This is a genomic window from Streptococcus sp. oral taxon 431 (assembly GCF_001553685.1).
Classification (GTDB): Bacteria; Bacillota; Bacilli; order Lactobacillales; family Streptococcaceae; genus Streptococcus.
Map to the genome: position 1 here is coordinate 1,250,569 of NZ_CP014264.1, position 13,523 is coordinate 1,264,091.

12 protein-coding genes are annotated in these 13,523 nt (G+C 40.0%); 3 read left to right on the top strand and 9 right to left on the bottom strand.

Annotated features, from left to right (window positions below; translation table 11 throughout):
• Positions 1-3: 3 nt before the first annotated feature.
• Genes glyA through AXE83_RS05950 form a run of 7 tightly spaced genes read right to left on the bottom strand, consistent with a single transcriptional unit; the run spans position 4 to position 5,322 of the window.
• Positions 4-1,260, bottom strand: coding sequence for a serine hydroxymethyltransferase (gene glyA, locus AXE83_RS05920; protein WP_060955774.1), 1,257 nt, complete (start codon positions 1,258-1,260; stop codon positions 4-6).
• Positions 1,261-1,309: 49 nt separating this feature from the next.
• Complete coding sequence (locus AXE83_RS05925; protein ID WP_049527103.1) at positions 1,310-1,741, bottom strand: GNAT family N-acetyltransferase; 432 nt, start codon at positions 1,739-1,741, stop codon at positions 1,310-1,312.
• 1 nt (position 1,742) lies between these two features.
• Positions 1,743-2,345 (bottom strand): L-threonylcarbamoyladenylate synthase, encoded by a 603-nt coding sequence (locus AXE83_RS05930; protein WP_060955775.1) that lies wholly within the window; start codon positions 2,343-2,345, stop codon positions 1,743-1,745.
• A complete protein-coding gene (gene prmC / locus AXE83_RS05935) occupies positions 2,329-3,165 on the bottom strand; it encodes a peptide chain release factor N(5)-glutamine methyltransferase (RefSeq protein WP_060955776.1) in 837 nt (278 codons plus the stop codon). Before prmC ends, AXE83_RS05930 begins: the two co-directional genes overlap by 17 nt.
• Positions 3,165-4,244, bottom strand: coding sequence for a peptide chain release factor 1 (prfA, locus tag AXE83_RS05940; RefSeq protein WP_060955777.1), 1,080 nt, complete (start codon positions 4,242-4,244; stop codon positions 3,165-3,167). The genes prmC and prfA overlap by 1 nt, the downstream gene beginning before the upstream one ends.
• Positions 4,245-4,253: 9 nt before the next feature.
• On the bottom strand, positions 4,254-4,733 hold the full coding sequence (locus AXE83_RS05945; protein ID WP_060955778.1) for a GNAT family N-acetyltransferase: 480 nt from the start codon (positions 4,731-4,733) through the stop codon (positions 4,254-4,256).
• A complete protein-coding gene (locus AXE83_RS05950; RefSeq protein ID WP_049504679.1) occupies positions 4,723-5,322 on the bottom strand; it encodes a thymidine kinase in 600 nt (199 codons plus the stop codon). The genes AXE83_RS05945 and AXE83_RS05950 overlap by 11 nt, the downstream gene beginning before the upstream one ends.
• Positions 5,323-5,455: 133 nt before the next feature.
• On the opposite strand from AXE83_RS05950, the gene AXE83_RS05955 reads away from it, so the two are divergent.
• The gene (locus tag AXE83_RS05955; protein ID WP_001117401.1) at positions 5,456-5,638 is read left to right on the top strand and encodes a 4-oxalocrotonate tautomerase; all 183 of its coding nucleotides are present in this window, start codon (positions 5,456-5,458) and stop codon (positions 5,636-5,638) included.
• A 122-nt stretch (positions 5,639-5,760) separates the two neighbouring features.
• The gene (gene mnmE / locus AXE83_RS05960; RefSeq protein ID WP_060955779.1) at positions 5,761-7,134 is read left to right on the top strand and encodes a tRNA uridine-5-carboxymethylaminomethyl(34) synthesis GTPase MnmE; all 1,374 of its coding nucleotides are present in this window, start codon (positions 5,761-5,763) and stop codon (positions 7,132-7,134) included.
• Positions 7,135-7,528: 394 nt separating this feature from the next.
• Here mnmE and hemH read toward each other — a convergent pair whose 3' ends face one another.
• Positions 7,529-8,623 (bottom strand): ferrochelatase, encoded by a 1,095-nt coding sequence (gene hemH, locus AXE83_RS05965; protein WP_060955780.1) that lies wholly within the window; start codon positions 8,621-8,623, stop codon positions 7,529-7,531.
• 154 nt (positions 8,624-8,777) lie between these two features.
• Here hemH and pepT point away from each other — a divergent pair, with 154 nt between their 5' ends.
• Positions 8,778-10,001 (top strand): peptidase T, encoded by a 1,224-nt coding sequence (gene pepT / locus AXE83_RS05970; RefSeq protein ID WP_060955781.1) that lies wholly within the window; start codon positions 8,778-8,780, stop codon positions 9,999-10,001.
• A gap of 77 nt (positions 10,002-10,078) precedes the next feature.
• On the opposite strand, the gene AXE83_RS05975 is transcribed toward pepT, so the two are convergent.
• On the bottom strand, positions 10,079-13,516 hold the full coding sequence (locus AXE83_RS05975; RefSeq protein ID WP_060955782.1) for a pneumococcal-type histidine triad protein: 3,438 nt from the start codon (positions 13,514-13,516) through the stop codon (positions 10,079-10,081).
• Between the last annotated feature and the right edge of the window lie 7 nt (positions 13,517-13,523).

A 13,523-nucleotide genomic window follows, 5' to 3' on the forward strand; every position in this document is an offset into this window, starting at 1 on the left:
ATTTTAGTCCTCGTATAATGGGAAGGCATCTGTCAAGACTTTGACTTCGCTTCTTACTTCATCTAAAATAGCTTCATTTTCTGCATTTTTAAGGGCTTTAATGATAAGCTCAGCCACTTTACGACTTTCTTCTTCACCAAAACCACGTGCAGTTGTTGCTGCTGCCCCGATACGAATACCACTTGTCTTAAATGGTGACAAAGTTTCGTATGGAATTGAGTTTTTATTTAGAGTAATATTGACCTCATCTAGCAAGTTTTGAGCGACTTTTCCATTTTCTACAACCTTAGTTACATCAACTAGAAAGAGGTGATTTTCAGTACCACCAGAGATAATACGGAAATCAGGGTCTTGTAAGAAGACTTCTGCCATAGCCTTGCTGTTCTTAATAACATTTGCTGCATATTCCTTGAAGGCTGGGTCCAATACCTCTTTGAAGGCAACAGCCTTAGCAGCAACAACGTGCTCTAATGGCCCACCTTGGATACCTGGGAAAATAGCTGAATTAATCTTCTTAGCAAGGTCTTCGTCATTAGTCAAAATCAAACCACCACGTGGTCCACGAAGGGTTTTGTGGGTCGTTGTTGTTGTAATATGTGCATAAGGGACTGGACTTGGATGAAGACCTGCAGCAACCAAACCAGCAATGTGCGCCATATCGACCATGAGTTTAGCACCAACAGCATCAGCAATTTCACGGAATTTTGAAAAATCAATAATTTGAGAATAAGCTGAAGCCCCTGCTACGATTAGTTTGGGTTTCACTTCTTGAGCTTGTTTCAAGATGGCGTCAAAGTCTAAAAGTTCGGTCTCAGGATCAACACTATAAGAAACAAAGTTGTAGGTTTGACCAGAGAAGCTTACAGGAGCTCCGTGGGTCAAGTGCCCACCTGCTGCCAAATCCATCCCCATGACCGTATCACCTGGCTCAATCAAAGCCATGTAAGCCGCACAGTTGGCTTGACTTCCTGAGTGAGGTTGGACATTGGCAAACTTGGCACCAAAGATTTCTTTTGCACGTTCAATAGCTAGACTTTCAACGACATCTACTACATCAGTACCACCGTAATAACGACGTCCTGGGTAACCTTCGGCGTATTTATTAGTCAAGATAGACCCTTGAGCCGCCATAACAGCCTTAGAAACAACATTTTCAGACGCAATTAACTCAATATTGTTTTGTTGACGTTCCTCTTCTTTGGCAATGGCATTCCAAAGATCTGCATCATAAGCTTTAAAATCATCTTTGTCAAAAATCATAGGTCTTCTCCTTTATAGTGTGACTGGTCCTTTAGTTTAAGAAAATATACTAAAAGATGCGAATAAACCGTTTCTGCACTTTATCACAAGTATAACCAACTTTTTCGTAAAATGCATGGGCACCCAGACGATGGTCTGCAGAATTTAAGCGAATAAAGTTATAGCCTCGTTTTTTTGCTTCTTGTTCCAATCCTTGGAGCAAAGTTTTTCCGATACCCTGACCCTGTGTTTGAGGCAAAACAGCTAAAGCTAGGATATTAAAACCTGGTTTTGAATAAAGGGATTCATAAACCTCGGCATGAACATAACCAAGTAAGTCATGGCTGGTCGAATCCTCGAAACCCAGTAGGTAGTGATGAGAGTCCTGAGATAACTTAGCTAGTTGACTAGCCGTTTCCTCTAAACTAAACGAATAACCTAAAGCTTCTTTGTTAATCTCACAAATAGCTGCAACATCAGTTGTTTTCAAATCACGTAGCATATTATACCTCCTCAAAAGGAATTGTTGGTATCTTGGCAAGGATATCCTCTCGAGTAATCGCTCCTTGACGTAGAATCTTTACCTTGTCACCAGATAAGTCTAAAATAGTCGAATCCTGACCTGTTAAAAATACATCGTCTTCAAGTCCCAAGACCTCTTGGTCAAAATCATGAAGAATCTTGTGAAAATTTACTCCACTTGATTGACCTGAGATATTGGCGGAAGGTCCGATTAAGGGACCAAATTTACGAATCAACTCCAGAGTTACTGGATGACTCGGCATGCGAAATCCAACAGTCGTCAAATCTGAATTGACCCAGTAAGGAACCTTGTCATTAGCTTCTAAGATAATGGTCAAAGGGCCTGGCAAAAAACTTTCAACCAGTTTATTGAGATAAAGTGGCTGATTCTTAGAAAAGTTCAAGATATCGTCTAGACTAGCGACATTCAGATTAAGCGCCTTATCTCTTGGACGACATTTAAGCTGATAAACATGGTCAACAGCCTTTTCATCCAATGCTTTTGCAAAAAGTCCATAAACTGTCTCCGTTGGCAAAACAACAGCTTCACCTTTTTCCAACTCGTGTTTAATTTTCTCCATCATCAATGACAACCATCCTATCTTGGCCAAATTGGTCTTTCAGAGTTCGAACTCGCTTCTCAGGAAAATTTTCCTTGAAAAGAGCTGGAACGCTTTGTCCTTGTTTGTAGCCAATTTCAAGATAAATCTTACCACCATCATTTAGATAGTCCTTTGATTCTTCCGCGATTCTGCGATAGATCGCTAGACCATCCTCATCTGCAAAGAGGGCTACATGTGGCTCTGAATGGAGAACATTCAAACCTACTTCTGCCTCATCTACTCGAGATATGTAAGGTGGATTGGATACAATTATATCATATTTTGAAGAAATTTCGGAGAAACAGTTAGATTTAATAAAGAATAATGTTAGACCTTGATTATTAGCGTTTTCCAGCGCCAAATCCAAAGCATCCTGAGAAATATCAGCTGCCGTGATAGTCCAATCTGGTCTATTTTTAGTTAAAGCAAGAGCGATAGCACCACTCCCAGTTCCAATATCCAGAACTTTGAGATTATCCTTCGGATTCTCAGCCAGGATGAGCTCCACCAACTCTTCTGTCTCTGGACGGGGAATCAAGACCCGCTCATCTACTTTTAACTGCATCCCAAAGAATTCAGCATAGCCGATAATGTACTGGGCAGGTATATGATTTGCTAGTTTCGTGTAAATTTCCTCTACAAACTGTCTTTCTTCCTCTGTTACTTCTTGCTGAAGAGCAAAGACAAAGTCTGTAAAAGATAGTTTTTTCAGGCTACGATAGACAAAGGAGAGGCTTTCTGCTTCCTCTCCTTGTGCTATCAACTTTTCCTCAAAATCTTTAAACATTTGAGCTAGTTTCATTATTTGTTTAATTCTTCCAATTTTTGTGTTTGATCATAAAGAACCAAGGCATCCACAACTTCATCTAGTTTACCAGACAAGATAGTATCGAGTTTTTGAAGAGTCAAGCCGATACGGTGGTCTGTTACACGGTTTTGCGGGAAGTTATAAGTACGGATACGTTCTGAACGGTCACCTGTACCGATTGTAGACTTACGCTCAGCGTCTTGCTCATCTTGGGCAATTTGAGCAAAGTGGTCAGCAACACGCGCACGGATGATCTTCATAGCTTTTTCACGGTTTTTCTGCTGGGTACGTTCTTCCTGCATTTCAACCTTGATATTGGTTGGCAAGTGAACGATACGAACAGCAGTCGCAACCTTGTTGACGTTCTGTCCACCAGCACCAGAAGCGTGGTAGATATCCACACGAAGGTCTTTTGGATCAATATCGTACTCTACTTCTTCCACTTCAGGCATAACGAGAACTGTCGCTGTAGAGGTATGAACACGCCCTTGGCTTTCTGTCACAGGGACACGTTGAACACGATGGGCACCAGACTCATACTTAAGCTTAGAGTATACAGACTGACCTGATACCATAGCAACCACTTCCTTGAAACCACCAACACCATTCATTGAAGCCTCCATGACTTCAAAGCGCCAGCCTTGGGCTTCAGCATATTTTTGGTACATGGTTAGCAAATCTCCAGCGAAAAGTGCTGCTTCGTCTCCACCAGCAGCGCCACGGATTTCAAGGATGATATTCTTGTCATCGTTTGGATCTTTAGGAAGGAGCAAGATTTTCAGTTTTTCTTCGTACTCTTCTTTTTCAGCCTTAGCATCTTTCAATTCTTGTTTGGCCATTTCTTCCAAGTCCGCATCTCCGCCTGATTCTTTAATCATCTCTTCGGCATCGATAATGTTTTGAAGGACTTGTTTGTATTCGCGGTAGGCAGTTACGGTATCACGAGTAGAAGCTTCCTCTTTTGAAAGCTCCATGAAACGCTTGGTATCAGAGACCACATCAGGGTCGCTCAGCAATTCTCCCAACTCTTCATAACGGTCTTCTACAGTTTGTAGTTGATCATAGATGTTCATTTTTTCTCCTTAATTTTCAATTGTTAAATCGTATATGGCTACTACTTCGTTCTCAAATATTTCCCCAGTTTCTTTAAATCCATAACTGAGATAACAAGATCTTGCATGTTCATTTTCTGGTTCATAAGACAACCAAAGTTTATTGGATAAAACTGCTGGCGCTGTCCGAACATAGTCTAGCACCTTATCCATAATTGGTTTAAAATATCCTTGATCTTGAAAATGCTTGTCAATCATGAAACGAAGTAGTAAATAATTTCCATTACTAATTCCGATTTTTTTATCATAAGCTAACATCACAAAACCTATGATTGCATCATTATCGTAAACTGCCAATGGAGCTACAAAATCTCCATTTTTTGTGTAGACATATGCTTCAGCTAAACTAATTGCGTTGCTAGCAATAAATTGTTTTTGATATTCCTTAACATCTAAATGCAGAACATCAAAATAATTTTCCATTGTAACATCTCTTAGTTCAATTGTCATAGTCTTGTTCCTTTTTAGATGTTATCAGTGGGGCAAAATAATGTTTACGGCAAACCGAAATATAGGTTTCATTGCCACCTATCTGGATCTGCTCACCATCATAGACTGGCAGACCATTCTGCGTACGCAACACCATGGTCGCTTTTTTCTTGCAATACTGGCAAATGGTCTTGATTTCGTCAATCTTATCTGCTAAGAGCAGAAGATATTTTGAACCTTCGAATAGTTCGTTGCGAAAATCATTTTTTAAACCAAATGCCATGACAGGTATGTCTAACTCATCGACAACACGAGCTAGGTCGTAAACATGGTGACGCTTTAAAAATTGGGCTTCATCGACAAGTACACAGTAAGGCATTTCAGGTAAATCTCGGATAAATCCAAAGATATCCGTTGTTTCCTCAATAGCAACTGCTGGTCTTTTCATCCCAATTCGACTTGAAACATAGCCAACACCGTCACGCGTATCCAGAGCCGAAGTCATTATCACAACTCCCTTTCCTTGCTCCTCATAGTTATAGGCTACCTTGAGAATCTCAATCGTTTTTCCTGAGTTCATAGTCCCATAACGATAATACAACTGTGCCATGCTTCTATTTCACGTCCATTTCTAAATTTTTGCTACATTCTAGTATACCATAGTATACCATATTTTCTCAAAGCTTTAAACGGCAAATTGTGGTAAAATAGAAGAAATCAAATAACTAGTGGAGGACGTAATTATGCCATTTGTACGCATCGATTTATTTGAAGGACGCACGTTAGAGCAAAAGAAAGCCCTAGCCAAGGAAGTTACGGAAGCTGTTGTTCGCAACACTGGTGCACCTCAATCTGCTGTTCATGTCATTATCAACGATATGCCTGAAGGAACCTATTTCCCACAAGGTGAAATGCGCACTAAGTAAAGCTTAAGCAATCTGCTTAGGCTTTTCTTTATAAGTAACATTCATTGAAGAAAATACTAAAATTTGTTACAATTTGAAGAGATATTAGTCTATACAAACAAATAAACTATAAAGGAATTAAAATGATTACACGGGAATTTGATACCATTGCAGCCATCTCGACACCGCTTGGTGAAGGTGCTATTGGGATAGTCCGCCTAAGCGGAACGGATAGTTTTGCCATTGCGCAGAAAATCTTTAAAGGCAAAGACTTAAGCAAGATTGCCAGTCACACGCTAAACTACGGACACATCGTTGATCCACAGACAGGCAAGGTTATGGATGAGGTTATGGTGGGAGCTATGAAGTCTCCAAAGACCTTCACTCGTGAAGATATTATCGAGATTAACACCCATGGTGGGATTGCCGTAACCAATGAAATCCTGCAATTGGCTATCCGTGAAGGGGCACGCATGGCAGAACCTGGAGAATTTACCAAGCGTGCCTTCCTCAACGGTCGTGTGGACTTGACTCAGGCTGAAGCTGTTATGGATATCATACGCGCCAAGACTGATAAGGCTATGAATATAGCGGTCAAACAATTAGACGGTTCTCTATCTGACTTGATTAATAATACTCGTCAGGAAATCCTCAATACACTAGCACAAGTAGAGGTTAATATCGACTATCCTGAGTATGACGATGTGGAAGAAGCCACTACTGCTGTTGTCCGTGAAAAAACTATGGAGTTTGAACAACTCTTAACCAATCTCTTAAAAACGGCACGTCGTGGGAAGATTCTCCGCGAAGGAATTTCAACGGCTATCATTGGACGCCCTAACGTTGGGAAGTCTAGTCTCCTCAACAACCTCCTGCGTGAAGATAAGGCCATTGTAACTGACATCGCTGGTACTACTAGAGATGTCATCGAAGAATACGTCAACATCAACGGTGTTCCACTGAAGTTGATTGATACTGCTGGTATTCGTGAAACAGATGATGTCGTCGAACAAATCGGTGTCGAGCGCTCCAAGAAAGCCCTCAAGGAAGCTGACTTGGTTCTACTGGTTCTAAATGCTAGTGAACCACTAACTGCCCAAGACCGACAACTTCTTGAAATCAGCCAAGATACCAACCGTATCATCCTACTTAACAAAACTGACCTGCCTGAAGCGATTGAAACTTCGGAACTACCTGAAGACGTTATTCGTATTTCAGTCCTTAAAAACCAAAACATCGATAAGATTGAAGAACGGATTAACAACCTTTTCTTTGAAAACGCAGGCTTGGTCGAACAAGATGCTACCTATCTATCCAACGCCCGTCATATTTCATTAATTGAAAAGGCAGTTGAAAGCCTGCAAGCTGTTAACGAAGGTCTTGAATTGGGCATGCCAGTCGACCTGCTTCAAGTTGATTTGACACGTACTTGGGAAATACTCGGAGAAATCACTGGTGATGCTGCTCCAGATGAACTCATTACACAGTTGTTCAGCCAATTTTGTCTGGGTAAATAACATAAAAACTAGGTCAAAAAAATGCTAGTCACCTAAAAAGAGGTTGGGACAAAAAGATCCCGACCTCACTTTTTATTATCAATCATAATTTGACGCGGTAGCTGATTGAACTTTTTGTTCGTCTTTTAGACTCAAAAAAGCTCCTAATCATCCTCGCGAGGCTGGGACTACGAAATTAAGACTTTGTCTATCGATTTCTGTCCCACCGCCTTTTCTTTCACCTTCTAAGTTATAACCTACCTTAGCAGAAATATGAAACAAACCTTATACTCAATGAAAATCAAAGAGCAAACTAGGAAACTAGCCGCAGGCTGTACTTGAGTACGGCAAGGCGACGTTGACGCAGTTTGAATTTGATTTTCGAAGAGTATTACCAGTTCTTTTCTATTTTCACTTAGTCTTTAGGTAATTTGCCAGCTTTTTCAAGCATTTTTTTGATTAAATAAGGCATCTTGACATTTTCACGACCTTTTTTCTCAATTAATTTTTTAACAAATTCTGGCATTTGTAAGTCTTGTGATTCATCTAAAATATTCTTAGTTTCATCCGAAGGGACTAATTCATCAAAGGTTTCTTCTTCTGGGAGGAATTCTCTAAATTCTTTATGTTCGTTAGCTCGGACAATATTGACCAAGGCATCAATCAAACGAGAATCTGTATTTGGCATTGGTGGACGATGGTAGTTCACCTCCAATTCCTGACACAAGTCATGACATTCCACATCGTTGTCAAACAAGACTTCAATATGCTCACTGATAAAACTAATAGGCACAAAAATATAATGCTCTGGATGTTCTTCCTGTTCTCTAAGATATTCCAGAACATCTGGCTTAATCCAAGGAATACCAATATCACTTTCACTCTGCCAAGTGTTGGTATATTGCTCTGGTTTCAAGCCTAATTTCTCAGCAATTAACTTGCTATTTTCGAAAATCTGGTCGATATAGGGATCACCAAAATCCAAGGCAAAAATGGGTACACTGTGGGCAGAAAAGATGACTTTAAAGCTATCCTGTTTCACCTTTTCTTTTAAAATCTTAGCAATTTCAGCTGTCCAATAGTTTAATAGTGCTTCTTCTTGATACCAGTCCTTAATAACTAAAAACTGAATTTGTTTACTTTCCAGAAACTTTTCGTACCCCATGACAGAGTAAAAGGAATAGTGTGGCTCCAAAATCAAGCAAATACACTTTTCAATTCCATCTGCTTCCATTTGCCGAATCACATCTGGAATAAAAGGGGTTGAAAATTTATTGGCAAAATACACACTATATTCATTTCCTAACCTAGCTTCTACCAAAGCAACTTCTTCACGGGTAATTTTTTGAAGTGGAGTTCCTCCAATTCGAACATAATTATCATAAAGGGTTTGAATCTCGTGGTCTTGAGGTCGAACTCCTCGACGAATATTGGTAAAAAAGTCGGCTACTCCTTCAAAGGTAATCTCTTCTGGTGAACCAAATGTCATCATTAAAATTGCTTTTTTCATCTCTGCATCCTTGTGATATTTTTATCTTTTTTATTGTATCACTAAAGAAGCCATAAGTAAACGCTAACATAAGGATTTTATCTCCCTTTTGACTTTTGTTTTTCTCTTCTTTCTATGATACAATGGTTTTAAAAGAAGAAAAAAAGGAGTTACGATGAAATATCCAACATTGTTGGAGCGTTTTTTGACTTATGTCAAAGTCAATACACGTTCTGACGAACATTCAACTACTACACCAAGTACTCAAAGTCAAGTAGACTTTGCCACTAATGTTCTCATCCCAGAGATGAAGCGTGTCGGTTTGCAAAATGTCTATTATTTGCCAAATGGTTTTGCTATCGGTACACTTCCAGCTAACGATCCAAGTTTAACTCGCAAGATTGGTTTTATCTCCCACATGGATACGGCTGATTTTAATGCTGAAGGTGTCAATCCACAAGTAATTGAAAACTACGACGGTGGGCTTATCGAACTAGGTAACTCTGGTTTCAAACTAGATCCAGCGGATTTCAAGAGCTTAAAGAAATATCTAGGACAAACCTTGATTACAACTGATGGAACTACCCTTCTCGGGGCTGATGATAAATCTGGTATCGCTGAAATCATGACAGCTATCGAATACTTGACTGCTCATCCTGAGATTAAACACTGTGAAATCCGTGTCGGCTTTGGTCCTGATGAAGAAATCGGTGTTGGTGCCAATAAATTTGATGCAGAAGACTTCAATGTTGACTTTGCTTATACAGTTGACGGTGGACCTCTTGGGGAATTGCAATACGAAACATTCTCAGCTGCAGGTGCCGAACTTCACTTCCAAGGTCGTAATGTTCACCCAGGAACAGCTAAGGGGCAAATGGTCAATGCCCTACAGTTAGCTATCGACTTCCACAATCAACTCCCAGCTGGTGACCGCCCAGAATTAACAGATGGTTACCAAGGTTTCTACCATCTCATGGATGTAACAGGAACTGTTGAGGAAGCGCGTGCTAGTTACATCATTCGTGACTTTGAAAAAGAAAGCTTCGAAGCGCGTAAAGCTGCCATGCAAGCTATTGCTGATAAGATGAATCAAGAACTTGGTAGCGATCGTGTAACCTTGACTTTGACAGACCAGTATTACAACATGAAGGAAGTCATTGAAAAGGATATGACTCCAATCACCATCGCTAAAGCAGTCATGGAAAGTCTTGATATTACACCAATTATCGAGCCTATCCGTGGAGGAACAGACGGTTCTAAAATTTCCTTTATGGGAATTCCTACACCAAATATCTTCGCTGGTGGAGAAAATATGCACGGACGTTTTGAATACGTTAGTCTACAAACAATGGAACGTGCAGTTGATACAATCATCGGAATTGTAGCTTATAAAGACTAAAGAGGTCGGGAAAAAATTCCCGACCTCTTTTTTTATCAGCAGTCTACTTTTGACACGTTAGCTGACTGAACTTTTTGTTATTCTGCTACTTTTTCTCTTGTTTCTGGAGATGTAGTTGCAGCGGTTAAGGTTGACTCAGCTTGTTTATCATTTGTTTCTTTATTGGCTGTTTCGGTGCTAGTTTCAGCTGGCTTGACTTTGGATTGAAATTCCTGGTTTAATGAGACAATTTCTTGAGCAAGAGCTAGAAGAGCTTGCTTGTCTTTGCTTGCAGCTGACAATTTATCAAACAAGGCATCTACTTTTTCAAAGTCCGCATCAGAACCATTATTCACTTCCAAATAAGTATGAAGGGCAATAACTCCGTTGTATAGTTTTTGATAAAGAACTAAAACCTCTGGGTCTTGGTTGGCATTCTCACGTTCAGTCTGAATGGTTTGTGAAATACGTTTCAGAAGATCTTGGACTTGCGTGTTTAATTCATCAAGGTCTGCGTCATCTTTATCTAGAGCAGCTTTCAGATTTTTAACTTCGTCAGCAAGTGAAGCTTTAACTCCCTCTTCTTTGACTTGAGCTACTAATTCTTCAGCTTTTGTTAAGAGTTCTTCTACTTGACCTTTTCGAACATGATTGCTTTGTTCCTCAGGCTTAATATCATCATACAAACCTTTCAAAAATTCATAGACTGCCGTTTTAGCACTATGACCATCCACTTTTTCAGTGTCTAGGATCGTTTCAGAAGGTTTATGAGCAACTGATTCATTCTTCACTGCTTCTTCTACCTCTAATTTTGTTTGATAGATTTCAGGGAAGAGTTTGTTCAAGTCAGTTGCCTTAAGGAAAGATTGTGACTGATAAAGAGTCCAAGTTAAGTTAGCAACTTTATTTCTAAGAGTGTCATTTAAACGACCATCTGACAAATGTTGATAGAAATACTTAATGTATTCGACTGTCGTAACACCAGTACGATCATTAAAATCTTGCAGAGCTTGTAGTTTAGCTTCAACTGCATCTAAACCAGCCTCATCTTGAGCCAATTTATTTTCTTGGAGTTGAGCTAAAAGATCCTTTTTAGGAAGTCCATAAGCATCCGTATCCAAGGTATTAATCTTGTCTACTAAAGCTTGATATTTCTTGTCTAAAGGACTGATTTCTGTTGGTTTTACACTAGAGTCAACGTGGATATACTGCTTGTCAAAGAGATCTAAAGCAGCCAGATAACCAGCTGTTGAGTTGGTTGAGAGCTTCTTCATATTTTCAGAGAATTGTCCCAAGGCAAGCTCAATTTGTCTTTGTAAAATTGGTTTATCTTTATAGACTTCACGACTTTCTGCTAGAAGTTGATCAACCTTATTTTGAACAGTAGCTTCATCAAAGGCTCCTGGTTGGTAGTTAGATTGCAAGGCAGGAATCTTATGTTTCAAAGCCACTTCATAGCCTTTAGTTTGTACTTTGATGTAGTGATTATGATCACCGTGAGGAATGACGAAGCTACCATTTTCAACCTGCAAACTATAAGGAGAAACGCCATCACGTAAAGCAGTTGTATAGAGTTCGTTTAGGAAATCAAGCTCTGCATCACCTGTTTGGAGAGGAATACGAACGTGTTCCTTTCGAACTGCATAAGGGTGAATGTGAGTTGGGTCATAAGCCTGGTCTGGATTTCCAAATACAAAGAATCCATTTGAAATTCGGATCGCTTCAAGCGGAACACCATAGGTTTTAGAGATATAAGCTATCTTTTCTTCATCGCTGGCATCTCGAGAGAAACTTTCTACAGTCTTGGCAAGAGGTTTTACAGGCTCTGCCTGATGGTTCCCATGCAAATGCTCTTGCGCTGCCTTTATCTGCTCTGCTGACAAATCTTTTTTAAAGAAATAGTGAGCATGGTCTCCATGTGAAACCACAAAACCTTGCTCATCCTCACTAATCACTCGCTCAGCGGCAAAGCCATGATCATGTTCATCTTCATCATGCTCGTGTTTCACTTCATTCTCTTTAGGAGTGTTATGATTATCTTTTGGAACTTCTGTTTGGCTATGCCCATGTAAATGTTCTTGCGCTGCCTTGATCTGCTCTGCTGATAAATCTTTTTTAAAGAAATAGTGGGCATGATCTCCATGTGAAACTACAAAACCTTGCTCATCTTCTCTAATCACACGCTCAGCGGCAAAGCCATGATCATGTTCATCTTCATGATGCTCATGTTTCACTTCATTCTCTTTATGAGTGTTTTGATTATCTTTTGGAACTTCTGTTCGGCCATGACCATGCAAATGCTCTTGCGCTGCCTTTATCTGCTCTGCTGACAAATCTTTTTTGAAGAAATAGTGGGCATGGTCCCCATGTGAAACTACAAAACCTTGCTCATCTTCTCTAATCACACGCTCAGCGGCAAATCCATGATCATGTTCATCCTCATGATGGTTCTTATGAGTTACATTTTTATGGTCACGCTGAACTGTTGGTTTATTTTGATTTTCTAACGGCTTTGTTAGTGTTAGGGCACCGCCAAGTGGTATCAAACGAGCAATTTTTTGCTCCAAAGCAGACATACTACTATAAGGAATGAAATGGTAGTGATTACCGTGTGGAATCGCAACTCCTGATGGTGTACGACTAGTAATTTTAGCTGGGTCAAATACCAAACCATCAGATTCTTGATAGCGTTGACTAACTGGTAAAGCATATAACTGAGCAAGAAGACTTTGGAGGCTATCCTCTTGATCTACTGGGATGCTTGTTGCTGAGCTATCGGCTTGAGAACTTGGTGTAACACTTGGATTTGGTTTATAATCCGTCAGGCTTGGTTGACTTCCTCTTCCAGCTAGATAGGCTTGAGCTGCTGCTAATTCACTTGAAGATAGGGCACTCTTTGGAACGTAGTGATAATGCCCACCATGAGGAACGATATAAGCATCCCCTGTATCTTCAATAATATCTGCAGCATTAAAGACATAACCATCATCCGTTGTATATCGACCTTGTGCTCTGGCAGCAAGAACTTCCTCACTTGCACTACCACTATCTGATGTGTGTTCTTGTTTTTGCTGCTCGATTTGTTCTTTGGTACGGACATTATCAGCATGGCTAGCATCCTTTAGATAGACATAGTATTTGCCGTCCACTTTGATGATATAGCCACCTTTAATCTCATTGACAATATCTTGATCACGCAACTGATAGTTCGGATCTTTCATGACCAGTTCTTCGCTAAAGATAGCATCATAAGGCACCTTACCATTATAGTAATGGAAATGGTCGCCGTGGGACGTCACATAACCTTGATCAGTGATCTTGGTAACAATCTGTTCAGCTTCTATTCCTTCCTTCTTGCTAACTTGGTCTGGTGTCAGAGATTCATTCTTCTTAGCTTCAGATCCTTTACCGTCAACATAGGAAACACGATTGTCATCTTTTTTCTCAGGTGCTTGATGTTGATTTAAAGCATAAACGCAGACACTTAAAGCAAGGACCACTGCAGATCCTGCTAAATATTTTTTATTAATCTTCATAATCTCC

What these genes read in the sequence shown, in the direction of transcription:
- pepT (WP_060955781.1), top strand. Translation starts at nt 8,778, where the DNA reads ATGAAATATCCAACATTGTTGGAGCGTTTTTTGACTTATGTCAAAGTC.
- mnmE (WP_060955779.1), top strand. Translation starts at nt 5,761, where the DNA reads ATGATTACACGGGAATTTGATACCATTGCAGCCATCTCGACACCGCTT.
- hemH (WP_060955780.1), bottom strand. Translation starts at nt 8,623, where the DNA reads ATGAAAAAAGCAATTTTAATGATGACATTTGGTTCACCAGAAGAGATT.
- prfA (WP_060955777.1), bottom strand. Translation starts at nt 4,244, where the DNA reads ATGAACATCTATGATCAACTACAAACTGTAGAAGACCGTTATGAAGAG.
- AXE83_RS05925 (WP_049527103.1), bottom strand. Translation starts at nt 1,741, where the DNA reads ATGCTACGTGATTTGAAAACAACTGATGTTGCAGCTATTTGTGAGATT.
- AXE83_RS05975 (WP_060955782.1), bottom strand. Translation starts at nt 13,516, where the DNA reads ATGAAGATTAATAAAAAATATTTAGCAGGATCTGCAGTGGTCCTTGCT.
- AXE83_RS05945 (WP_060955778.1), bottom strand. Translation starts at nt 4,733, where the DNA reads ATGACAATTGAACTAAGAGATGTTACAATGGAAAATTATTTTGATGTT.
- AXE83_RS05955 (WP_001117401.1), top strand. Translation starts at nt 5,456, where the DNA reads ATGCCATTTGTACGCATCGATTTATTTGAAGGACGCACGTTAGAGCAA.
- AXE83_RS05930 (WP_060955775.1), bottom strand. Translation starts at nt 2,345, where the DNA reads ATGATGGAGAAAATTAAACACGAGTTGGAAAAAGGTGAAGCTGTTGTT.
- prmC (WP_060955776.1), bottom strand. Translation starts at nt 3,165, where the DNA reads ATGAAACTAGCTCAAATGTTTAAAGATTTTGAGGAAAAGTTGATAGCA.
- glyA (WP_060955774.1), bottom strand. Translation starts at nt 1,260, where the DNA reads ATGATTTTTGACAAAGATGATTTTAAAGCTTATGATGCAGATCTTTGG.
- AXE83_RS05950 (WP_049504679.1), bottom strand. Translation starts at nt 5,322, where the DNA reads ATGGCACAGTTGTATTATCGTTATGGGACTATGAACTCAGGAAAAACG.